The sequence below is a fragment of the Mycobacterium lacus genome, assembly GCF_010731535.1.
GTDB lineage: Bacteria > Actinomycetota > Actinomycetes > Mycobacteriales > Mycobacteriaceae > Mycobacterium > Mycobacterium lacus.
Genome location: NZ_AP022581.1, coordinates 2,158,023 through 2,184,119 on the forward strand (window position 1 = coordinate 2,158,023; position 26,097 = coordinate 2,184,119).

General features: G+C 67.6%; 3 protein-coding genes and 1 pseudogene. 2 read left to right on the forward strand and 2 right to left on the reverse strand.

Going from position 1 to position 26,097, the window contains the following annotated elements:
- The first annotated feature begins 110 nt into the window (after positions 1 to 110).
- A pseudogene (locus G6N24_RS25785) lies at positions 111 to 8,726 on the forward strand (amino acid adenylation domain-containing protein).
- Positions 8,669 to 10,759 carry a thioester reductase domain-containing protein gene (locus tag G6N24_RS23715; RefSeq protein ID WP_170296068.1) on the forward strand — a complete coding sequence of 697 codons (2,091 nt, stop codon included), beginning with the start codon at positions 8,669 to 8,671 and terminating at the stop codon, positions 10,757 to 10,759. The pseudogene G6N24_RS25785 and the gene G6N24_RS23715 overlap by 58 nt, the downstream one beginning before the upstream one ends.
- 51 nt (positions 10,760 to 10,810) lie before the next feature.
- On the opposite strand, the gene G6N24_RS09920 is transcribed toward G6N24_RS23715, so the two are convergent.
- Together G6N24_RS09920 and G6N24_RS09925 are read right to left on the reverse strand one after the other, a co-directional pair.
- Positions 10,811 to 13,369 (reverse strand): sugar epimerase family protein, encoded by a 2,559-nt coding sequence (locus G6N24_RS09920; protein ID WP_085159105.1) that lies wholly within the window; start codon positions 13,367 to 13,369, stop codon positions 10,811 to 10,813.
- Between the two features lie 25 nt (positions 13,370 to 13,394).
- Entirely contained in the window at positions 13,395 to 25,859 is a 12,465-nt protein-coding gene (locus G6N24_RS09925) for a type I polyketide synthase (RefSeq protein WP_163745478.1), read from the reverse strand.
- Positions 25,860 to 26,097 lie beyond the last annotated feature (238 nt).

Genomic DNA, 26,097 nt, shown 5'->3' on the forward strand with positions numbered 1-26,097 from the left:
TATCGGCTGAGGTCCTTCCCGCCGCGCGGGTTCTACCGGCGTGGGCGCTGATCAGTGAGCAGCCCGAGCTTTTCCCCGCTGGTCTGGATGAAGGGCTTGTTTATTCCGATATGGCCGCGGTGGACTCCTGGCCGGCATTGGTGGTTTGGGATCTAGCGTCGCCGCCGCCCAGCGGTGATCACCCCGATCCTTTACAGCGGGTGCATGCCTTGACCCGTCATGTCCTGGCTGGGCTGCAAACCTGGTTGGCCCGCGCTGACACTATCGAGACTCACTTGGTGATCCTCACCCGCCATGCGGTAAGCATCAGCCCCGATGATCGGGCCCCCGACCTAGCCCACGCCGCGGTGTGGGGCTTGCTCCACACCGCACAGAACGAGCACCCGGGCCGAATCTTTGTGGTCGATATCGATACCACGTCGACTACTGAGCACACCCTGATCAAGGTCTTAGCCGCCCTGGCCAACCCCGCCCGGCGACCCAGCACAGAGCCTCAACTTGCTTTGCGCGACGGTGTGGTCCATGGCCCCCGACTCACCCGGGCCCAGATACCCGCACGGCCCCACACCGCGTCCACCCCCGTCGCGTTCGATCCTGAGGGCACGGTGTTGGTTACCGGGGGCACCGGGACGTTGGGTGGCGTTTTTGCTGAGCATCTGGTCACTGGTTACGGTGTTCGGCATCTGGTGTTGGTGTCTCGCAGCGGCATGACCGCTCCCGGGGCGGACGATCTTTATCAGCGGTTGACGCAGCTGGGCGCCCAGGTCAGCATCACCGCCTGTGACACCAGCGACGCCGAGCAACTGGCTGCGGTATTGGCCGGCATCCGTGCCCAAAACCGGTTATGTGCTGTGATCCACACCGCCGGGGTTCTCGCTGACGCGGTGGTCAGTGAGCTGACCGGTGACCAACTCGACACCGTGTTGGCCGCGAAAGCCGACGCCGCTTGGCATCTTCATCGACTGACCGCTGATGCTGAGCTGGACGCATTTGTGGTGTTCTCCTCGGCGGCGGGGGTCCTAGGGGCCATCGGGCAAGCCAATTATGCGGCGGCTAACGCTTTCCTGGACGCGCTTGCCCAGCAACGCCGCCGCAAACGTTTGCCGGCAACCAGTTTGGCGTGGGGTTACTGGCAAACGGCCAGCACGATGACCGCGGGTCTGGACGTGGTGGACCGGGCCCGGTTCACCCGTAACAACCTGATTCCGATCACCACCGAGCACGGTCTGGCTTTGTTCGATGCCGCGCTGGCATGCCGACACCCCAGCCTGGTCCCGGCCCCGCTCAACACCCGCGCGCTGGCTCGTCAAGCACGGCACGGCGCCGTGCCGGCGATCTTCTCGGCTCTGATCACCCCTCGTCGGCAGGCCAGCACCACCATCACCGCCGACACGTTAACCACAAAGCTGGCCGGCCAGACCCCGCAACAACAACTGGCCACCCTGACCCGCCTGGTTACCGCTACCACCGCCGCCGTGTTGGCCCATCCCGACCCGGCCGCCCTCGATCCCGACCGACCGTTTAAAGACCTCGGGATGGACTCGCTGAGCGCTCTTGAACTCCGCAACACCTTGACCCGACACACCGGCCTACCCCTGCCGGCGACCCTGGCCTTCGACCACCTCACCCCCGCCGCGACCGCCCGCCACCTGACCAGTCTGCTCACCGCCGCTACCGATGCCATCACGCCAGGATCCGCACCCACGGTGGACGCATCGGGCTTTGTCTTAGGTCCCCACGTGCGCCCGCAACGGTTGCCGTTGTCGTTTGCCCAACGCCGGTTGTGGTTCAGCCAACAGACCGCTGCCTCTGCGCCGATCTACAACATTCCGTTGGCGCTGCGGTTGACCGGGGATCTCGATGTGGAGGCACTTCGCGCAGCCATCGGCGATGTGATCGAACGCCACGAAAGCTTGCGCGCACTGTTCATCTGTGAGCAGGGAACCCCCTATCAGCAAATATTGACGATCGACGAGTACGAACCGGTTTTTGCCGTCATCGATGTCTGTGACGAACAACAGCTCGCCCACCGGATAAGTAACGCTGCAGGCTATCTGTTCGATTTGGCAATCGAGATCCCGATCCGCGCCGAGCTATTGAAACTTTCGGCCGTTGAACACGTGTTGGTGGTGGTGATCCACCACATCGCCGCAGACGGCGCCTCGATGGTAGCTTTCTTTTCTGATCTCGTGCGTGCCTATGCTGCCCGCGGCGAAGGCCATAAGCCCCAGTGGTCGCCGCTATCACTGCAATACGCCGACTACACACTTTGGCAGCACGAATTCTTAGGTAGCCATGAGGACCCAGAAAGTGTGCTATCACGTCAGCTGGCCTATTGGCATTCCGAGCTGAAGGGGGCACCCGAGCAGACGGTGTTGCCGTTTGATCGGCCGCGACCCGCCCGGCAGTCCTTTGCCGGTGACGTGGTCGATTTCGTCATCGACACCGACCTGCAAAGGCGGGTCAAGGAGTTAGCTCAAAGCTGCGAAGCGACGGCATCGATGGTGTTTCAAGCCGCGCTAGCGGTGCTGTTGCACAAACTGGGCGCCGGTGATGACGTGATGATCGGCGGGCTCATCAGCGGGCGCACCGACGCCGCGCTCGCCGAGCTGGTCGGGTTCTTCGTCAACACCTGGGTTTTGCGTGTCCAGATAGCTGGAAATCCCAGTTTCACCGAATTACTGGCCCAGGTGAGGCGAAAGGCACTGGCCGCCTACAACCATCAAGACGTTCCCTTCGAACACGTAGTGCAACGGCTCAACCCCACCCGCTCGACGGCGCACCACCCACTCTTTCAAGTGGCTTTCGTGTTGCAAAATACTCCGCTACCAACGATGAAGTTCCCAGGGCTATGGGCGCAACCGATACCCACACGTCCCCATGGCGCCAAATTCGATCTCCAGATTGAAATTGTCGCCCCGCAACAGCCGCCCGGCCGGCCCCCGCAACCCCTGCCGGCCAGCATCGAATACGCCACCGACATTTTCGATCGCGACACCGTCACCACTATCGTCGCCTACTACCTGCGCATCCTCACCGCACTGACTGCCGACCCTGAACTGCGGTTATCGTCGCTTGGTCTGCTTGATGACACCGCCCGCGCTCGCCTGGATGAGTGGGGTAATCGCGCGACATTGACCACCACCCCAACCATGGCATCGGTTCCGGCGCTGTTTGCTGCGCAGGTGAGGCGCACACCCGAAGCGGTCGCGCTGACCTTTGCGGGCACCTCGTGCCGTTACCGCGACCTCGATGAGGTGTCTAACCGTCTGGCTCACCGATTGGCCGACCGGGGGATCGGTCCTGGTGATGTGGTGGCGCTGATGTTCGAGCGCTCGGCGCAAGCCGTTGTGGCGATCCTGGCGGTCTTGAAGACCGGGGCGGCCTATCTGCCGGTCGACCCGATGCTGCCGCGGGCGCGGATCGCGTTCATGCTCGAGGATGCCGAACCGGTGGCGGTGTTGAGCACCGCCGAGCTGGCGGGCCGGCTGGACGGGTGCCCCGTCATCGACGTCGATGACCCCGTCACCAACACCTCCTACCCCAGCCACCCGCTGCCGCACCCAAGCCCCGAGAACCTCGCCTACATCCTCTACACCTCCGGCACCACCGGAACCCCCAAAGGTGTTGCCGTCACCCACCACAACATCACCCAACTCATCGCGGCACCAGGCTCGTTCGCACCCGCGGCGGGACAAGCGATAACGCAATGCCATTCGTACGCCTTCGACCTTTCCGTATTTGAGATTTGGGGCGCGCTCCTGCACGGCGGGCGGCTGGTGGTGATACCCGAATCGATCACCCGTTCCCCGACGGACTTTCACGCCATGCTGGTCTCCGAAAAAGTCGACATGCTGGTTCAAACCCCCTCCGCGGTCACGGTGTTGGCGCCCCAGCGCTTGGAATCAGTGGCATTGGTCGTCGGCGGTGAGGCCTGCCCCGCCGAGGTCGTGGACCGCTGGGCCGACGGGCGGGTAATGGTCAATCAGTACGGCCCGACCGAAACCACGATGTACGTGTCGATGAGCGCGCCGTTGAAACCAGGTTCGGGAACCGCACCGATCGGCCGCCCGGTGCCGGGCGCGGCATTGTTCGTGCTGGACCGGTGGCTGCGGCCAGTGCCCGCCGGCGTGGTCGGTGAGTTGTACATCGCCGGCGCCGGGGTGGCTTGTGGCTACTGGCGCCGATCGGCATTGACCGCATCCCGGTTCGTGGCCTGCCCCTTCGGCGATCCCGGCGTGCGGATGTATCGCAGCGGAGACCTGGTCCGCTGGAGCGCCGACGGCCAACTGCACTACGTCGGCCGCGCCGACGAACAAGTCAAGCTCCGCGGATACCGCATCGAACCCGCCGAAATCGCCACCACCATGACCGAACTCGACGGCGTCGAGCACGCCGTGGTCATCGCCCGCGAGGACCACCCGGCGACAAACGCCTGGTGGCCTACGTCGTTGGCGCGGCCGACCCGGCTCACCTGCGCGCTCAGCTGGCCGAGCGGCTGCCCCACTACATGGTGCCCGCAGCCGTCGTAGCGCTCGAGGCACTGCCATTGACGGTCAACGGCAAACTCGACACCCACGCCCTGCCCCCGCCCGACTACACCTCGGACCGCTACCGCGCCCCCACCAGCCCGGTCGAAGACATCCTGGCCGGCATCTACGCCCAGGTACTCGGGCTGGACCGGGTCGGGGTCGACGACTCCTTCTTCGACCTGGGCGGGGACTCGCTTTCGGCGATGCGCGTGATCGCGGCCATCAATACCACCCTCGATGCCCAGCTGCGGGTACGCGCCGTGTTCGACGCACCCACGGTGGCCCAGTTGGCGCCCCACATCGGCGTGTGTTCACCTCCACGCATGCCCCTGATGGCCGGAGAGCGGCCCGCGGTGGCGCCGTTGTCGTTTGCCCAACACCGGTTGTGGTTCCTCGACCAACTGGAGGGACCATCGCCCGTCTACAACATGGCGTGGGCGCTGCGATTGCGAGGTCAGCTCGACGTCGACGCATTGGCCCGCGCGCTGACCGACGTAGTGGACCGCCATGAAAGCCTGCGGACGGTGTTCACCGCGGTCGACGGGACACCGCGGCAACTGGTGTTGCCCCGCGGGGGATCGGACGTCGGCTGGCGAGTCGTCGATGCGACCCGGTGGCCGGAAAACCGGCTGCGTGAGGAGATCGACCTCGCGGCCCGCCACAATTTCGACCTGGCAGGCGAAATCCCCTTGCGTGCATGCCTTTTCAACGTCGCTAAGCATGACCACGTGCTGGTTCTCACCGTGCACCACATCGCCGCCGACGGCTGGTCACTGACCCCACTGACGGCCGATCTGAACACGGCCTATGCGTGCCGGCGTGCCGGGCGGGCACCGGAGTGGCCTGAATTGACGGTGCAGTACGTCGACTACACATTGTGGCAGCGCGCATATCTCGGCGATCTCACCGACAGACACAGCGGCATCGCCACCCAGCTGGAGTTCTGGGAAAACGCCCTAGCCGGGATGCCCGAACGCCTCGACCTGCCCACCGACCGCCCCTACCCCCAGGTCGCCGATCACCGCGGCGCCCTGGTGACCGTTCACTGGACGGCCGCGCTGCAACGGCGGGTGGCCATTCTGGCCCGCGAACACCACGCCACCGGCTTCATGGTCGTCCACGCGGCCCTGGCCGCGCTGCTATCCCAACTCAGCGCCAACCCGGATGTGGCGGTAGGGATCCCGGTCGCCGGGCGCGCCCACCCCGCGCTCGACGACCTGGTCGGCATGTTCGTCAATACTCTGGTCCTGCGCGTCGACCTCGGTGGCGATCCGACCTTCACCCAACTGCTCACGCAAGTGCGCACGCGCAGCCTGGAGGCCTTCGACCACCAGGACGTGCCCTTCGAGGTGCTCGTCGATCGACTGAACCCGACCCGGTCCATGACCCATCACCCCCTGGTTCAGGTGATGTTGGCGTGGCAAAACTTCGCACATCACCGTGACCCGCGGATCACCCTGGACGATCTGGACGTCACGCCCACGCCGGTGGACACCCGGGCGGCCCGCATGGACCTGGTGTTTTCCCTAGCCGAACGCTTCACCGACGCCGGTGAACCCGCCGGAATCGAAGTCGCCGTGGAGTATCGCACCGATGTTTTCGACGCGACCACGATCCATGCTTTCGTCGACCGGTTGCACACGCTGTTGATGGCCATGACGGCTGATCCGGGGCGGCGGTTGTCGTCGGTGGATCTGTTGGATGACACCGAACGTCGCCGCCTCGACACCTGGGGTAATCGCGCGACATTGACCACCACCCCAACCATGGCATCGGTTCCGGCGCTGTTTGCTGCGCAGGTGAGGCGCACACCCGAAGCGGTCGCGCTGACCTTTGCGGGCACCTCGTGCCGTTACCGCGACCTCGATGAGGTGTCTAACCGTCTGGCTCACCGATTGGCCGACCGGGGGATCGGTCCTGGTGATGTGGTGGCGCTGATGTTCGAGCGCTCGGCGCAAGCCGTTGTGGCGATCCTGGCGGTCTTGAAGACCGGGGCGGCCTATCTGCCGGTCGACCCGATGCTGCCGCGGGCGCGGATCGCGTTCATGCTCGAGGATGCCGAACCGGTGGCGGTGTTGAGCACCGCCGAGCTGGCGGGCCGGCTGGACGGGTGCCCCGTCATCGACGTCGATGACCCCGTCACCAACACCTCCTACCCCAGCCACCCGCTGCCGCACCCAAGCCCCGAGAACCTCGCCTACATCCTCTACACCTCCGGCACCACCGGAACCCCCAAAGGTGTTGCCGTCACCCACCACAACATCACCCAACTCATCGCGGCACCAGGCTCGTTCGCACCCGCGGCGGGACAAGCGATAACGCAATGCCATTCGTACGCCTTCGACCTTTCCGTATTTGAGATTTGGGGCGCGCTCCTGCACGGCGGGCGGCTGGTGGTGATACCCGAATCGATCACCCGTTCCCCGACGGACTTTCACGCCATGCTGGTCTCCGAAAAAGTCGACATGCTGGTTCAAACCCCCTCCGCGGTCACGGTGTTGGCGCCCCAGCGCTTGGAATCAGTGGCATTGGTCGTCGGCGGTGAGGCCTGCCACCGCCGAGGTCGTGGACCGCTGGGCCGACGGGCGGGTAATGGTCAATCAGTACGGCCCGACCGAAACCACGATGTACGTGTCGATGAGCGCGCCGTTGAAACCAGGTTCGGGAACCGCACCGATCGGCCGCCCGGTGCCGGGCGCGGCATTGTTCGTGCTGGACCGGTGGCTGCGGCCAGTGCCCGCCGGCGTGGTCGGTGAGTTGTACATCGCCGGCGCCGGGGTGGCTTGTGGCTACTGGCGCCGATCGGCATTGACCGCATCCCGGTTCGTGGCCTGCCCCTTCGGCGATCCCGGCGTGCGGATGTATCGCAGCGGAGACCTGGTCCGCTGGAGCGCCGACGGCCAACTGCACTACGTCGGCCGCGCCGACGAACAAGTCAAGCTCCGCGGATACCGCATCGAACCCGCCGAAATCGCCACCACCATGACCGAACTCGACGGCGTCGAGCACGCCGTGGTCATCGCCCGCGAGGACCACCCCGGCGACAAACGCCTGGTGGCCTACGTCGTTGGCGCGGCCGACCCGGCTCACCTGCGCGCTCAGCTGGCCGAGCGGCTGCCCCACTACATGGTGCCCGCAGCCGTCGTAGCGCTCGAGGCACTGCCATTGACGGTCAACGGCAAACTCGACACCCACGCCCTGCCCCCGCCCGACTACACCTCGGACCGCTACCGCGCCCCCACCAGCCCGGTCGAAGACATCCTGGCCGGCATCTACGCCCAGGTACTCGGGCTGGACCGGGTCGGGGTCGACGACTCCTTCTTCGACCTGGGCGGCGACAGCATCCTGGCGATCCAAGTCGCCGCCCGGGCACACGCCGCCGGGCTCAGCTGCCGACCACGCGATGTCTTCACCGCGCAGACCGTCGCCGGGCTCGCGCAGCTCGCCCGGTTCGCCAACCGGGACAACACCGGGGCGGATGACGGAGTCGGCGAAGTGACCGCGACACCGATCATCCACTGGCTGCAAGGCATCCACGGCCCCGTCGAGCAGTTCAATCAGACATTCGTGATACAGGCCCCCCAGGGGGTCACCGACGCCGACGTCGCCATCATGCTGCAGGCCTTGCTGGACCGCCATCCCATGCTGCGGCTACGCGTCGACCCCGACGCCGCCGGCGGCTGGTCACTATCCGTACCCGAACCGGGTTCGGTGCACGCACGCGATTGCCTCCAGCAGCAAAACGAGCTAACACAAGAAGCGCTGATCACGGCCTGGTCACGGCTCCAACCCACCGCCGGAGCGATGCTCAGCGCGATCTGGATTTCCTCCACAGCCCAATTGGTATTAGCCATTCACCATCTCGGCGTCGACGGGGTGTCATGGCGCATCATCCAAGACGACCTCAACACCGCTTGGAACCAACACCGCCAAGGACAACACGTGGTGCTGCCCACCGCGGGCACCTCGTTTCGCCAATGGGCCTCGGCGCTGGCCATGCACGCGCGCAGCGAGGCGGTGACCAATCAACTGCCGGTGTGGCAACACATCTCGGCAACCCCGCCAGCGCTACCCGCGCCCCCGCCACAACAAGCCCCAGGCATCAATCGGTCTGGCTGGACACCCACACCACACGCATGCTGCTCGGAGCGGTCCCGGCCGCGTTTCACACCGGGGTGCACGAGATTTTGTTGATCGCCTACGCCCTGGCATGGGCGGAATTTCTGGGCCACCCCGACACCCCGATCACCATCGACGTCGAAGGTCACGGACGCCACGAAGAAATCGCCCCCGGCATCGACCTGTCGCACACAATCGGTTGGTTCACCATCAAATACCCCGTGGCGTTGACGGTATGGACGCTGCGCTGGACGCAGATCGCGGGCGGCGACGCGGTGGTGGAATCGGTGATCAAGGACGCCAAAGAACAGCTCCGCGCCATACCCGACGGCCTAACCTACGGTTTACTGCGCTACCTCAACCCCGACACCGAGCTCACCGGAGCCGACCCGCCCATAGCATTCAATTACCTAGGCCGCCTTGGTATCTCAGCCGGGCAAGTCCCGGCCGATGGTGGGCTGTGGCACATCACCAACTCCGACCTGCCATTGACCCCACCGACGCGCGACGAGTCAAGTCTGCCGCTGACGCATACCGTGCAACTCAACGCGGTCACCGTCGACAGCGACACCGGCCCACGGCTACAGGCCAACTGGACCTGGGCATCGTCGGTGTTCGATGACGTCCAGATCGCCCGGCTAGGTGAGCTGTGGTTCGAGGCCCTCACCGGGATCTGCACATACGTCCGCGACAACGGGGGCAAACCCACCCCATCCGATCTGGCCCCCCTTCACGTCGCCCGACGGCAAATCGAACACCTCGAAGGACCCAGCTTTGCGTCCGTGCACGGCCTTTCACCGGGGGAAGACGCCCCTGACGAGGTGCACGCCCGCGACCTCACACTGGACAAGTTCATCGACGCCACGACGCTGGCCGCGGCACCCCATCTGCCGCGGGCCAGCGCCGAGGTGAAAACGGTGCTGCTGACCGGCGCCACCGGCTTTCTAGGGCGATACCTGGCGCTGGAATGGCTGCAGCGGATGGACCTGGTCGACGGCACCGTGATCTGTTTGGTGCGAGCCGAATCCGACCAACACGCACGGCGCCGGCTCGACAGCACGTTCGACAGCGATCCAAAGCTATGGCGTCGTTACCGCGAACTGGCCGGCGACCATCTGGAAGTGATCACCGGCGACAAGGGCGAGCGCGACTTGGGACTCGATCGGCAAACATGGCAGCGGCTGGCCGACACGGTCGACCTGATCGTCGACCCCGCGGCCCAGGTCCACCATCTACTGCCCTACAGCCAGCTGTTCGGCCCCAACACCCTGGGCACGGCCGAGCTGATCCGTCTCGCGCTGACCACCAGCCTGAAGCCCTACGCGTACGTGTCAACCGCGGCGGTGGGCCAGCCACTCGACCGGTCCGCGTTCACCGAGGACGCCGACATTCGGATCATCAGCCCTACCCGCGTCAACAACCACAGCCACCGCAACGGCTACGCGAACAGCAAGTGGGCCGGCGAGGTGCTGCTGCGGGAGGCCAACGACCTGTGCGGGCTGCCAGTCACGGTGTTCCGCTGCACTGACATCATGGCCGACACCACCTATGCGGGCCAACTCAACGTGCCGGACACCTTTACCCGGCTGATCCTGAGCCTGATCGCCACCGGCATCGCGCCCGCCTCGTTCTACCAGCTCGACGAGAACGGAAACCGGCAACGCGCCCATTTCGACGGTCTGCCAGTCGAATTCGTCGCCGCAGCGATCAGCGCACTGGGTGCACAGATCGCCGACGGGTTCGCGACCTATCACGTGATGAACCCACACGACGACGGCATCGGACTCGACGAGTACGTCGACTGGCTAATCGAAGCCGGTCAACCGATCCGGCGGATCGAGGACTACGGCGACTGGGCGCAGCAGCTGGAGGCCGGCCTGCGCGGCCTGCCGGATCGACAGCGCCAGCGCTCGCTGCTGCCGCTATTGCTGCTTATGCACGACCACCCGGAGCCCCCACCGCCCACCCGCGGATCGGTCGCGCCCACCGACCGGTTCCGCGCCGCGGTGCAAAAGGCGAAAATCGGCCCCGCCAAAGACATCCCACATATCACAGCGCCGATCATCGTCAAATACGTCACCGACCTGAAGCTGCTCGGACTGCTCTGAGCAGGCGGCCACCGCGGCGACGCGATGGGGGTCGATGCGCGAAGCGGCCGTCTACCTTTCGACAGCCAGCTCGAGCACATGAATCTCTCCCGTGGCGCCGTCGACCTCAACGAGTGCTCCAGGCGGCAGAAACCGGGTGGCCCCTTGGACGTCCACCACACAAGGGAACCCGAATTCGCGGGCGACCACCGCGGCATGCGACATCGGGCCGCCGAGCTCGGTCACCACGGCAGCGGCGTAGCAAAAGGCGGCGGTGTAGCCGACATCGGTGACCTCGGCAACCAGAATCTCGCCGGGCTGCAGGTCGTCGATGGTCTCGGGGCGCACGATCCGCACCCGGCCGCGGACCCGTCCACCGCAGACGCCGACGCCGCGCAGGGTATCCCCGCCGGTAAGCGTTGTCGCCGCGATGCTGACTGGCTGCCAACTCCCGCTGAACACCGTCGGCGGCACGACGGCGGCCAGCCGGTGATGTTCGGCTCGGCGCCGTGCCACCAGTTGCGAAACCTCTTGCGGCAGTGCATCGATTTCCAGGAGTTCGTCAACCAGGAGGTAAAACACGTCGTCGGGGGCGTTGAAGATGCCGGCTTCGGTCAGTCGACGCCCGTATTCACGTAGCAGTCGGCGCAGCACCCAGATAGCGCGCACCATTTTGTCGCGGCGGATTTCGCGGTCGCGCAGCTGGCGCGCGGCCAGCAAGGCAACGGGCTTGGCGCGCAACGGGATCACCGGATGCCGGGGGCTCGGCGTGGGCGCAGCGCTCAGCGCTTTGGCAACCATGCGCACCAGCAGCTCCGGATCGTCGGCGTAACTGGTCGACAACATCTCGACTTCCGCCGGACCACGGTGCCCGATCAGCGCCAGCTCGGCGAGCACCGCGGAATGAAACCCCGGTGCCTCGACGGCTAGCTTGTCGAGGCGCTCCCCCGGTTCGGCCAACACACGAACCACGGTCGGGTCGCGCCGCGCCGCGGCCACCAGCCGCTGCACCGCCTCCACCGATCGCGCGCTGACCAATTCCGGCCCGGCCGCCGGGGCGGTGTCCCGCCCGCACAGACCGCGCAACAACACGTTGAACGCGGCGCACAGCATGAACGACCCCGAGGCCAGCACCCAGCCGTGGACGACGTGGTCGCGCGCCAACAAGATCAGGCTGAGCAGCCGCCGATCGTCCAGCGCAGCGATGTCGTCGCCGGCAAGACGCTCCAGGCGATCGACATCGGCGATGTAGGCGTCGGTGTCCCGGGGCGAGCCGGCCGACAGGCCCACCAGGTTGACGCCGAACACCCCGATGTTGCGCAGGGTGCGCAACCGCCTGCGGAAAAGGCCTGATTCCGCCGGCGGTCGCTCCTCGCCGAAGATCGGCAGCGACGCCATGCTGGGTCCGAAGAACCCACTGTTGCTGACGATCGTCGCGGGCTTGGCGAACGGCACGGTTTCGGCCATGAAATGCGCCGACGTGATGGCCCCATACAGCCGGTGCGCGAACACCGCGACCGTCCGCATCGCGATTTCCCGTTGGATCACCCCGCCTGGCCGCAACCGCTCGGCGATGCCCACGCCGCCGGCGCGCAGGCCGCGCACGGTCACCGACGCCGACGACGGCGAGAACGGACCGGGCAGCGCCTCCGACAAATTGGTGGCCAGGTACGTCGGGAAGCGCGGGTCGATCGGCGTGTCGAATTCGCCGTTGTCCCCTTCTGGGCCGGCCAATCTCGGCACCACTCCGTCGTCAGCCGGCGCGTCGACGGCCGGCACGTCCGGGATATGCGCCAGCCGCCAGGGCAGCGAAAAAACGCGCTTTCCCAGGCAGATCCTGCCGCGCACCGCCAGGGCGAAGTCTTCGAGACATTCTTCGGCGTTCCAGGCCGGCTGGAATCCCCACTGGTCACGCAGGCGCGTGACATCCATCAGCGGTGCGCGCTGCACAAGCTCGAGTTCGGCGAATGACGTGACGCGCCGGAGCACTCGGGGACCGATGGGCACGAGAGGCCGCCCGAGGGCGGCCGCGATGCGACGCCACGTCAACTCACCCGGAGCGGCGAGATCGACTGGACCGCTATCGATTCCGGTGTCCAGGATCGCGCGGGCCAACAGCCGCAGCGCGTCGTCGGTGTGCACGACTTGTACCACGTGATCGGCGGACCCGGCGGGTAACAACGGCAGAGCAAACAGCTTCCGCACCCAGTTGTCGACATTTCGGCCGACAACGAGCGCGCTGCGGACGGCGACCCATTCCCGCCCGGAGTCCGACAGCATCCTTTCGATGTGGGCTTGGTGCCGGCCGTCGGTAATCATTGGGGTGGAGGCGAAAACGACCCGCGTGGTCCCGGCCTCGGCCATCGCCGCGACAACGTTGCGGGTGCCCTCGATGTTGACGGTGCCGTCCGCGCTCCGCGCCCAGGCGCAATGCGCGACGACCTCCGCGCCGGCAATGGCGCGCCGGACGGCGGCCAGGTCCCGGATATCACCCGCGACGAAATCAGCTGCGCTCGACCAGCTTTCGGGTCGATGACGGGAGATCCCGACGACGTCGTGACCCTGACTGAGCAATCGGGCGACGAGGCCGCGGCCAAGCACGCCGCTGGCCCCGGTGACCGCGACTCTCACTGAGTTTTCCCGGGACGCATCGTGGCTACTCGTCGTCGTTCATGAACGCCGCGTTGACTAGGTCGTCGAGGTCCATGTCCGCGATGTCTTGTTCCGTCGTCTCGTGCAGCGCCACCTCACCGCTACCGTCGGCTTCATTTGCCAAGGCGAGCAACAGGTCCAGCACGCCGGCCTGCCGGAGGCGCTTGACCGGTATGGACGCTACGACCCGCTGGATCTCGGCCTCCCCGGCTGCGGCGGCCGGGGCGGTTTGCTCCGAGTTGCCGACCAGTTCGGAGTGCATGTAGCCGGCCAGCGCGGCGGAGTTCGGGTAGTCGAAGATGAGCGTGGGCGACAGCGCCAGGCCGGTGGCCGCTTTGAGCCGGTTGCGCATCTCGACCGCGGTCAGCGAGTCGAAACCCAACTCCTGGAAGGCCCGGTCCGGGTCGATGGCTTCGGGGCTGGCGCTACCCAGCACGGTGGCAATGTGTGAGCGCACCAGGTCCAGCAGGACGGCGTGTTGCTCGTCTTCGGGCAGACCTTCGAGACGTTGCAGCAGGGCTGATTTCGACTTCGCGGCGGCGAGCGAGTCGTCGACCTGGCGCCGGGCGGGCGCGTTGATCAAATCGACGAACATCGGAGGCAACGTGCCGGTATCGAACTTGACCCGCAACGCGGCCAAGTCGATATGGGCGGGCAGCATGAACGGTTCGTCGATAATCATTGCGGTGTCGAGCAATTCGAGGGCTTCCTCGGAGGACATCGCGACGACGCCGTCGCGGGCGAACCGTGCGAAATCGACGGTCGCCAACCCGCCGGTCATGGCGCTGGCCTGATTCCATAGTCCCCATCCCAGCGAGATGGCCGGCAGCCCTTGGGCTTGCCGGTGGGTGGCCAGCGCGTCCAGGAACGAGTTGGCCGCCGCGTAGTTGGCCTGGCCCGACGATCCCACCAGCCCGGCCATCGACGAAAACATCACGAACGCCGATACATCCAGATCGCGGGTCAACTCGTGTAGGTTCCACGCCGCATCCACCTTGGCCCGCAACGCCACGTCGACGCGCTCGGGAGTCAGGGACGTCACCACCGCGTCATCGAGCGCCCCGGCGGTGTGCATCACGGCCGACAACGGATGCTGCACCGGGATATCGGCGATCACCTTGGCCAGCGCCGCCCGGTCGGCCGCGTCACATGCCACCACCTGAACCCGCGCACCGGCCGCACCCAGATCGGCCACCAATTCCTCGGCACCCGGTGCGTCCGGACCGCGCCGGCTCACCAGCACCAGGTTGCGCACCCCATGACGGGTGACGACGTGGCGCGCCAACGCCGAGCCCGCCATCCCGGTGCCGCCGGTGATCAGCACCGTGCCCGCCGCCCACGCGTCGGGCAGGGTCATCACGACCTTGCCGACATGGCGGGCCTGGCTCAGATACCGCAACGCCGCGGGCGCGCGCCGCACGTCAAACGTCGTGACCGGCAACGGGCGCAGCACTTCGTCGCCGAACAGCGCGGCCAGCCGGGCGAGGATCTGCTGGATGCGGTCGGGTCCCGCCTCGAAGAGATCGAAGGCGCGGTAGCGCACGCCCGCGTGCTGCTCGGCCACCGCGCCCGGCTCGCGGATGTCGGTCTTGCCCATCTCCAAGAACATCCCGCCCGGGGCTACCAAACGCAGTGACGCGTCCACGAATTCGCCAGCCAGCGAGTTCAATACCACATCAAGGCCGCGGCCGCCGGTGACCGCGCGGAACTTGTCCTCGAAGTCCAGGCCGCGCGAGTCGGAGATGTGGTCGTCGTCGAATCCCATGGCGCGCAGGGTGTCCCACTTGCCGCGGCTGGCGGTGGCAAACACCTCCAGGCCGAGGTGCCGGGCCAACTGTACCGCCGCCATGCCCACCCCGCCGGCGGCGGCATGCACCAACACTCGCTGACCGGGCCTAACGGCGGCCAGATCCACCAGCGCGTAGAAGGCCGTCGCGAACACCACCGAGGCGGTGGCGGCGGCGGTGTGCGACCACCCCGCCGGCACCTTGACCAGCAGCCGCTGGTCGGTGGTGGCGATCGTTCCGGTCCCTTCCGGGAACAGGCCCATGACCCGGTCGCCGACCGCGAAAGATCCCTGCTCCGAGCTGGTTTCCGAGCTGGTTTCCAGGACCACACCGGAGGCCTCGACACCCATGACGGCGTCGGGGTCGGGATAAAGACCCAGCGCGATCATGACGTCGCGGAAGTTGGCGGCGATGGCCGACAAGGCGACCCGAACCTGGCCGGGCTGCAACGGCGCATCGGCGTCGGGAATCCGCTCCAACCGCAGGTTTTCGAAGGTGCCGGCGCTGCTCATGCCCAGTCGCCAGGGTCCGTCACCCGGAGGCACCAAGAGACCGTTGACCGCGCGACTGCCCCGCACCCGCGCGGTGTACACCAGCCCGCCGCGCCACAATACCTGCGGCTCCCCGGCCGCCAGTACCGCCGCGACGGCCGCATCATCAAGGGGCGCATCGGAATCGACCAGGACAACCCGGCCCGGATGCTCGGTCTGCGCCGAGCGCACCAACCCCCACACCGCCGCGCCGGCCAAATCGGTGATGTCTTCGCCCGGCAACGCCATCGCTCCGCGCGTCACCACCACCAACTGCTCAGCGCCGTCGCGGGATAGCCACGACTGCAACACGCTCAGCACCGAACTCGTGGCCGCGTAGACCCCGGCGACCACGTCACCGTCGAATGGTTGGGACTCGAACACGACCGTTGCTGCCTCAGACGTCTCGGTTGTGCCCCAAAGACTTACGGGCACCGGCTCCACCGCGGACGACGGCTGGGCCGACCAGACGACCTCGAACAGCCGGTCCGGACCCGAGCCCGACCTCGCCGCCCTCAGCTGCCGCTCGGTCACCGGCCGGGCCAGCATCGACGTCACCGACAACACCGGCAACCCGAGCCCGTCGGCCAACTCGATCGACACCGCCGACGGGCCCACCGGCGCGATCCGCGCCCGCACCGCCGACGCCCCCGCGGCGTGCAACGAAACCCCTTGCCACGAGAACGGCACCAAAACCGAACCCTCCGGAACCTCGGTACGTTCGGCGCTCAACGCCACGGCGTGCAAAGCCGCGTCCAGCAGCACCGGATGGACCCCGAACCCGGCCACCGACACCCCCGCATCCGCGGGCAGGGACACCTCGGCGAACACTTCCTCGCCACGGCGCCACATCGCGGTCAGTCCCCGGAACGCTGGCCCGTACCCGTACCCGCGCTCGGCCAGTCGCTCGTACCCGTCGCCCACGTCCACCGCGACCGCACCCACGGGCGGCCACACCGACAGATCCTCGGCCGGCTGCGCGGAGCCCGCGCTCAGCACGCCCTCCGCGTGCAACAGCCAGCTGCTACCCCTATCGGCACGCGAAAACACCGATACAGCGCGCGTTCCCGATTCGTCCGGGCCAGCCACGACCACCCGCACCGCAACCGATCCGGTCGGCGGCAACACGAGGGGGGCCGCCAGCGTCAACTCGTCGACCACGCCGCAGCCGACCGCGTCACCGGCGCGGATCGCCAACTCGACGAAGCCCGCCCCCGGGAAGATCGCCACGCCGCCGACGGCGTGATCGGCCAACCACCCCTGCACGCCGCGCGACAACCGGCCCGTCAACACCACCCCGCCCGAGGCCGGCAGCTCCACCACCGCCCCCAGCAGCGCATGCTCGCCGGCTTCCAGCCCCAGGCCGGCCGCATCGGCGGCGGCGCCATCAGCGGAGAGCCAGAATCGCCGCCGCTCAAAGGCATACGTCGGCAACTCGACGAAATTCGCCTCACCCAGCACAGCGCGCCAATCCACGTCCATGCCGGCGACGAAGCCCTGTGCCGCGGCGTTGGCCAGGGTCACCGGCTCCGGGCGGTCCTTTCGCAAAGCGGACATCGTCAGGACCGGGGAATCGGCCAGCGATTCTTCGATCGACGCCGTCAAACCGCTACTGGGCCCGACTTCGAGGAAGCGGCTTGCGCCGGCCGAGTGCGCGAAGCGCACGCTGTCGGCGAACCGCACCGCTTCCCGGACATGCCGCTTCCAATACGTCGGCGACGCGTAGTCATCGCCGGCCAACTGCCCGGTCACGTTGGAGATGATTCCGATGCTGGGCTGCCCGATGGCGAGCCCGGCAGCGACCGTCCCGAATTCGTCGATCATCGGCTCCATCAACGGGGAGTGGAACGCGTGCGACACGGCCAGCCGATGCACCCGGCGGCCGTCGGCGCGGAGCCGGTCGGCCACCGCGGCCACGGCGTCCTGTGCGCCCGAAATCACCACCGAACTAGGGCCGTTGACCGCCGCGATGTCGACCTCCGCGCCCAGCAGCGGCCGCACTTCCGCTTCGGTGGCCTGCACGGCGGTCATCGCTCCGCCAGCCGGCAGGGCCTGCATGAAGCGGCCGCGGGCCGCGACCAATACCGCGGCGTTCTCCAGGGACAGTACGCCGGCGACGTGCGCGGCGGTCAGCTCGCCGACCGAGTGGCCCATCACGAAATCGGGTCGTATGCCCCAGGATTCGAGCAGCCGGAACAGGGCAACTTCCACCGCGAACAGTGCCGGCTGCGCGAATTCCGTGGTGTTCAGCAGGTTTTCGTCGTGGCCCCACATCACTTCGCGCAGCGGGCGCAGCAGGTGCCGGTCCAGTTCGCCGACGACCGTATTGAACGCCTCGGCGAATACCTGGTATCCGGCGTGCAATCCCATTCCCATGCCCAGCGATTGGGAGCCTTGGCCGGGGAAGACGAAGACGGTCTTGCCCGCGGGTGTGGCCGTGCCGCGAATCACCGAGCCGACCTCGTCAAGATCAAGGGTGGCCAGCTCATCCAACCCGGCCAGCAACCGGTCGCGATCCCCGCCCACGACCACCGCCCGATGCTCGAAGGCCGACCGACCCGCCAGCGACCACCCCACATCGGCGACATCCAGCCCGTCATCCGCACGCACAAAAGCCGCCAACCGGGCCGCCTGAGCCCCCAACGCCGCCGCCGACCTCGCCGACACCACCCACGGCACCACCGGCACCGCGCAGCCACCCCCGGCGCGCGGCTCAACCGGGACCGCCTCGAGAATCACGTGCGCATTGGTGCCGCTGATCCCAAACGAGGACACCCCAGCCCGTCGAACACGACCACCGGCCTGCCAAGGCCGGGCTTGCGTCAGCAACGACACCGCCCCCGCCGACCAATCCACATGCGGCGAAGGCTCATCGACATGCAACGTCGCCGGCAACAACTCATGGCGCATCGCCAACACCATCTTGATCACACCCGCCACCCCCGCGGCGGCCTGCGTGTGACCCATATTCGACTTGATCGACCCCAACCACAGCGGCTCGGCACGGTCTTGCCCGTAAGTCGCCAACAACGCCTGCGCCTCGATCGGATCACCCAACGTGGTGCCGGTCCCGTGGCCCTCGACCACGTCAACCTCGGCCGGACTCAGCCCCGCGCTGGCCAGCGCCGCCCGCACCACCCGCTGCTGCGACGGCCCATTGGGCGCGGTCAACCCGTTGGACGCCCCGTCCTGATTGACCGCCGAACCCCGCACCACCGCCAGCACCGGATGCCCCAACCGCCGCGCATCCGAGAGCCGCTCCACCACCAACATTCCCCCGCCCTCGGAGAACCCGGTGCCGTCGGCCGCGCCGGCGTACGCCTTGCACCGGCCGTCCGGTGACAACCCGCGCCAGCGGCTGAATTCCACGAAGATGTCTGGCGTGGCGTTGACGGTGACGCCGCCGGCCAGCGCCAGGTCGCATTCGCCCGACCGCAGCGAACCCACCGCCATATGCAACGCCACCAACGACGACGAACACGCCGTATCCACCGACACCGCCGGGCCCTCCAACCCCAGCACATACGACACCCGGCCCGAGGCCACGCTGGACAACTGGCCGGTCAGGCGGAAGCCTTCCACCGGCTCGGCGGCGAACATCCCGTAGCCCTGGGTCATCACCCCGGCGAACACACCGGTGGCGCTGCCCCGCAACCCGCCGGGTTCAATTCCCGCCCGCTCCAACGCCTCCCACGACAGCTCTAACAACATCCGCTGCTGGGGGTCCATCGCCAGCGCCTCGCTGGGCCCAATACCGAAGAAGGCGGGGTCGAAGTCGGCGACCCGATCCACGAAGCCCCCGGTGCGGGTGTAGCACGCGCCCGCCGCATCGGGGTCGGGGTTGTACAGCCCGGCGAGGTCCCAGCCGCGGTCGGCCGGGAATTCGGAGAGCACGTCGCGGCCCTGGACCAACATGTCCCACAGGTCGTCGGGGGAATTCACCCCTCCCGGGTAGCGGCAAGCCATGCCGACGATCGCGATCGGATCGTCTCCCGTGGTTCGCGCCGCGGGTACGGGCTTGATCTCTTGTGGGACTCCGGCGATTTCGGCGCGGATATACTTCGCGAGGCCATTAGGGGTTGGGTAGTCGAAGATGAGCGTCGGTGAAAGCGCCAGGCCCGTAGCGGCTTTGAGCCGGTTGCGCATTTCGACCGCGGTCAGCGAGTCGAAGCCCAACTCCTGGAACGCCTTATCCGGGTCGATCGCCTCGGGCGTCGTGTTGCCCAGCACGGTGGCGATATGGGAGCGCACCAGGTCCAGCAGAACGGCGTGCTGTTCGGCTTCGGGCAACCCGTGCAAACGATGCGCCAGAGCCGATTTCGATTTAGCGGCCGCAAGCGAATCGTCGACCCGGCGCCGGGCGGGCGCGTTGACCAGATCGGCGAACATGGGCGGCACCGCGACCGCGTGCGCGCGCAGCGCCGCCAGGTCGATGCGGGCGGGCGCGAGGAATGGCTCGTCGACAATCAGTGCGGTGTCGAACAATTCCAGCGCCTCCTCGGAGGACAGGGCCAGCACGCCGTCGCGACCCAGCCGCGCCAGGTCGGCCGCGTCCAGCCCGCCGGTCATCGCGCTGGCCTGATCCCACAGGCCCCATGCCAGCGAGATCGCCGCCAGCCCGTGGGCCCGCCGATGCGCGGCCAACCCGTCAAGGAAGGTGTTGGCCGCCGCATAGTTGGCCTGGCCCGACGATCCCACCAGCCCGGCCATCGACGAAAACATCACGAACGCCGACACATTCACATCGCGGGTCAACTCATGCAGGTTCCACGCCGCGTCCACCTTCGCCCGCAACACCGCGTCTACCCGCTCCGGCGTCAACGATGTCACCACCGCGTCGTCAAGCACACCGGCCGCGTGAATCACCCCGGTCAGCGGGTGCTGCACCCCGATGTCGGCGATCACCTTCGCCAACGCCTCCCGATTGGCCGCATCGCACGCCACCACCTGCACTTCGGCACCGGCAGCACGCAACTCCGCCACCAATTCCTCGGCACCCGGCGCGTCCGGACCGCGCCGGCTCACCAGCACCAGGTTGCGCACCGCATGACGGGCCACCAGGTGACGGGCCAGCGCCGAACCCGCCATCCCGGTGCCGCCGGTGACCAACACCGTGCCGGCCGCCCACGCGTCCGGCATGCTCATCACGACCTTTCCGGTGTGACGCGCCTGACTCAAATACCGCAACGCCGCGGGAGCTCGCCGCACGTCAAACGTGGTGACCGGCAACGGCCGCAGCACCCCGGCGTCGAACAGCTCAGCGAGTTCGAGCATGTACTGGTGCATCCGGGGACGCCCGGGCTCGAAGAGGTCGAAGGCGCGGTAGCGCACACCCGGGTATTCCTGGGCGATCACCCCGGGGTCGCGGATGTCGGTCTTGCCCATCTCCAAGAACACCCCTCCGGGGGCCACCAGGCGCAGCGACGCATCCACGAACTCGCCCGCCAGCGAGTCCAACACCACATCGAAGCCACGACCACCGGTGACCGCCCGGAACTTCTCCTCGAATTCCAGGCTGCGCGAATCGGAGATGTGATCGTCGTCAAAGCCCATGGCCCGCAACGTGTCCCACTTACCCTTGCTGGCGGTGGCGAACACCTCCAAGCCCAGATGACGGGCCAGCTGCACGGCGGCCATGCCCACCCCGCCGGTGCCGGCGTGAATCAACACACGCTGGCCCGGTCGCACGTCGGCGAGATGTATGAACGCGTAGTACGCGGTGGTGAAAACGGCTGAGATGGCTGCGGCTTCGGCGTATGACCAGTCCGCGGGCATCGGAAGCAGCAGCCGGACATCGCCGGCGACCAGCGTGCCACTGCCGTCGGGGAAGAACCCGAATACCCGGTCCCCGACCGAGAATTCGGTGACGCCGGGGCCGACCTCGACGACCACGCCGGCGCCTTCGCCACCGAGCAGCGCGTCGTGGGTGAACATGCCCAGGGTGATCATGATGTCGCGGAAGTTGGCGGCGATGGCGCGCATGGCCACCCGAACCTGGCCGGGCCGCAGCGGCGCGTCAGGGTTGGGAACCGGCTCCAGCCGCAGATTCTCGAACGTGCCCGCACTGCTGAGACCCAACCGCCACGGGCCGTCGCCCGGCGGCACCAGCACGCCGTCGACCGCCCGGCTGCCCTGCACCCGCGGCGTGTACACCCGACCGCCTCGCAACAACACCTGCGGCTCGCCGACCGCCAAAGCCGCCGCGATCGCCGCATCATCAAGGGGCGCATCGGAATCGACCAGCACGATCCGGCCGGGATGCTCGGTCTGGGCCGACCGGACCAGGCCCCACACCGCCGCACCCGCCAAGTCGGTGACGTCCTCGTTCACCAACGCCATCGCGCCGCGGGTGGCCACGACCAGCACGCCCGAGTCGCGCTCGGTCAACCATGCCTGCACGGCGGCCAGCGCTTGGCGCGTGCGCTCGTAGCTGCCGGCTACCGGATCTTGTTCGGCCGCAACGGATTCGAACACCTCATGCGAGGGCGTGGAGCCCACCGCCGAGGCCCCGGACGCCGGTGACCAGATCACTTCGAACAGCCGGTCCGGGCCCGATCCCGACACCGCCGCCCTCAGCTGCCGCTCGGTCACCGGGCGGGCCACCATCGAGGCCACCGACAACACCGGCAACCCCAGCCCGTCCGCCAATTCCACCGACATCGCCGACGGCCCCACCGGCGCGATCCGCGCCCGCACCGCCGAGGCCCCGGCGGCGTGTAGCGACACGCCCTGCCAGCAGAAGGGCATTGCGAGCTCATCCGGGTCGCCCGCGATCGCGACCGCGTGCAGGGCCGCATCCAACAACGCCGGATGCACGCCGAAGCCGCCGACTCCCCCGGCCGCCTCCGGCAGCTTCACCTCGGCGAACATCTCCTCGCCACGGGCCCACACCGCGGTCAGCCCCCGAAACGCCGGTCCGTAGCGGTAGCCGCGCGTCGCCAACCGGTCATAGCCATCGGTCACATCCACCGCGATCGCGCCGGCCGGCGGCCACACCGAAAAATCGGCCCTCGGTTCGACCGACCCTGACCTCAAGACGCCCTCGGCGTGCAAAACCCATCCCAATCCGGCGTCCGCGCGCGAATATATCGATACGCCACGCGAATTCGAGTCATCGGCCGCGCCGACCACCACCTGCACCGCAACCGTGCCGGCAGCCGGCATCAGCAGGGGCGCTTGCAGCGTCAACTCGTCGACCACCGAGCAGCCGACTTCGTCGCCGGCGCGGATCGCCAGCTCCACAAACCCGGTGCCCGGGAACAACACGACGTCCGACACGGCGTGATCGGCCAGCCACCCCTGCACACCGGGCGACAACCGTCCCGTCAACATCACCCCACCCGAGGCCGGCAGCTCCACCACCGCACCCAGCAACGCGTGCTCGCTGGCACCCAGTCCCAGGCCGGCGGCGTCGGCCCCCACCCCATCGCCGGACAGCCAGAATCGCCGCCGCTCAAAGGCATACGTCGGCAACTCGACGAAACCTGCCCCGTCCAGCACACCGCGCCAGTCGACGCTCACACCCGCAACGAACGCGGAGGCAGCCGACGTCAAGAACCGTTCGAGACCGCCATCCCCGCGGCCCAGGGTGGGCACGACGACGGCCTCGGTGCCGCCGTGAACGCTGTCGCCACACGTGTCTTCGATACCGGCGATCAACGCGGGGTGCGGGCTGGACTCGATGAAGGTGCGGTATCCCTGCTCACACGCGCTGCGCACCGCCTGGTCGAACCGCACGGTCTGGCGGATGTTGCGATACCAGTAGTCGGCATCCAAATCCGCGGTATCCAACCGGTTTCCGGTCACCGTGGAGAAGAAGATGGTGCGCGAGGAACGTGGCTCGATCCCCGAGAGAACCTCGGCGAGCTCGCCGCGAATCGCCTCGACCTCAACCGAATGCGAGGCATAGTCCACGTCGATGCGGCGGGTGCGCAGCTCCTGCTCCGTGCAGAGCTGGATGAGCTCCTCCAGCGCCGCCACCTCACCCGACACCACGACCGCTGACGGGCCGTTGACCACGGCGATGCTTGCCCGATTGCCCAAGGGCGCCAACAACTCCCGCGCGCGTTCGGCGCCGCACGCGATGGACACCATGCCTCCCGGGCCGGCCAGCGCCGTCAGCAACTTGCTGCGCAGGGTGACCACCCGTGCCGCGTCGTGCAAGGACAGCGCGCCGGCGACGTAGGCGGCCGCGATTTCCCCTTGGGAATGGCCGATCACCGCATCCGGACGCACCCCGACCGACTTCCACAACTCGGCCAGCGACACCATCATCGCGAACAGCACCGGTTGCACGACGTCCACGCGATCCAGGCCCGGGGCGCCCGGCACGCCACGCAGGACGTCGGTCAGCGACCAGTCCACGAATTCCGAAAAGGCTTCGGCGCACGCGTCGATCTGCTGGGCGAATACCGGTGCGGTATCGAGCAATTCGATGCCCATGCCGATCCATTGGGAGCCTTGGCCGGGGAAGACGAAGACGGTCTTGCCCGCGGGTGTGGCCGTGCCGCGAATCACCGAGCCGACCTCGTCAAGATCAAGGGTGGCCAGCTCATCCAACCCGGCCAGCAACCGGTCGCGATCCCCGCCCACGACCACCGCCCGATGCTCGAAGGCCGACCGACCCGCCAGCGACCACCCCACATCGGCGACATCCAGCCCGTCATCCGCACGCACAAAAGCCGCCAACCGGGCCGCCTGAGCCCCCAACGCCGCCGCCGACCTCGCCGACACCACCCACGGCACCACCGGCACCGCGCAGCCACCCCCGGCGCGCGGCTCAACCGGGACCGCCTCGAGAATCACGTGCGCATTGGTGCCGCTGATCCCAAACGAGGACACCCCAGCCCGTCGAACACGACCACCGGCCTGCCAAGGCCGGGCTTGCGTCAGCAACGACACCGCCCCCGCCGACCAATCCACATGCGGCGAAGGCTCATCGACATGCAACGTCGCCGGCAACAACTCATGGCGCATCGCCAACACCATCTTGATCACACCCGCCACCCCCGCGGCGGCCTGCGTGTGACCCATATTCGACTTGATCGACCCCAACCACAGCGGCTCGGCACGGTCTTGCCCGTAAGTCGCCAACAACGCCTGCGCCTCGATCGGATCACCCAACGTGGTGCCGGTCCCGTGGCCCTCGACCACATCAACCTCGGCCGGACTCAGCCCCGCGCTGGCCAACGCCGCCCGCACCACCCGCTGCTGCGACGGACCATTGGGCGCGGTCAACCCGTTGGACGCCCCGTCCTGATTGACCGCCGAACCCCGCACCACCGCCAACACCGGATGCCCCAACCGCCGCGCATCCGAGAGCCGCTCCACCACCAACATTCCCCCACCCTCGGACCAGCCGACCCCGTCGGCCGCCCCGGCGTACGCCTTGCACCGGCCGTCCGGCGCGAGGCCCCTGTGCCGGCTGAACTCGACGAAGACCGTCGGCGTGGCGTTGACGGTGACGCCGCCGGCCAGCGCCAGGTCGCATTCGCCCGACCGCAGCGAACCCACCGCCATATGCAACGCCACCAACGACGACGAACACGCCGTGTCCACCGACACCGCCGGGCCCTCCAACCCCAGCACATACGACACCCGACCCGAGGCCACACTGGAGGTCATGCCGGTCAGGCGGTAGCCCTCGATCTCCTCGGCCGACATGCCGTAGCCCTGGACGATGAGGCCGGCGAACACGCCGGTGGCGCTGCCGCGCAACCCGCCCGGGTCGATCCCCGCCCGCTCCAACGCCTCCCACGACAGCTCTAACAACATCCGATGCTGGGGGTCCATCGCCAGCGCCTCGCTGGGCGCAATACCGAAGAAGGCGGGGTCGAAGTCCGCGACCCCGTCCACGAAGCCCCCGGTGCGCGCGTATGACTTGTGACGCACGTCGGGGTCCGGATCGAACAACCCGGCCAGGTCCCACCCACGATCGGTCGGGAAATCCGACATCACGTCCCGGCCCTCGGCCACCATCCGCCACAGGCCTTCTGGCGAATCAACCCCGCCCGGGAAGCGGCACGACATACCGACGATCGCGATCGGCTCGCTCGAGCGCTCCAGCAGCGCGCGGTTGGTGCGCTTCAGGCGTTCAACCTGGACCAGCGCTTTCCGCAGCGCTTCGGTCGCATGCTGGAGTTGATCACCCATCAGTAACCTCGCCTAACCCTCACCTAGCATTTGGTCGTCGCTAAACCGCCGGATGCGGCTCTCGCCGAGTCACGGGAGTTGCTGCACGAAGCGCAGTCGGATTCTTCTCGACCAGCGTCGTGCTGCTGTCCGACCCAAGAATGCCGCTGGTGAGTATGGCCAACTCTGGCGGGATTTCAAAACGTCCGATACTCCCAGCTTCTACGCAAACAACTGACCCGGCGCGCTCGGTGCGCGC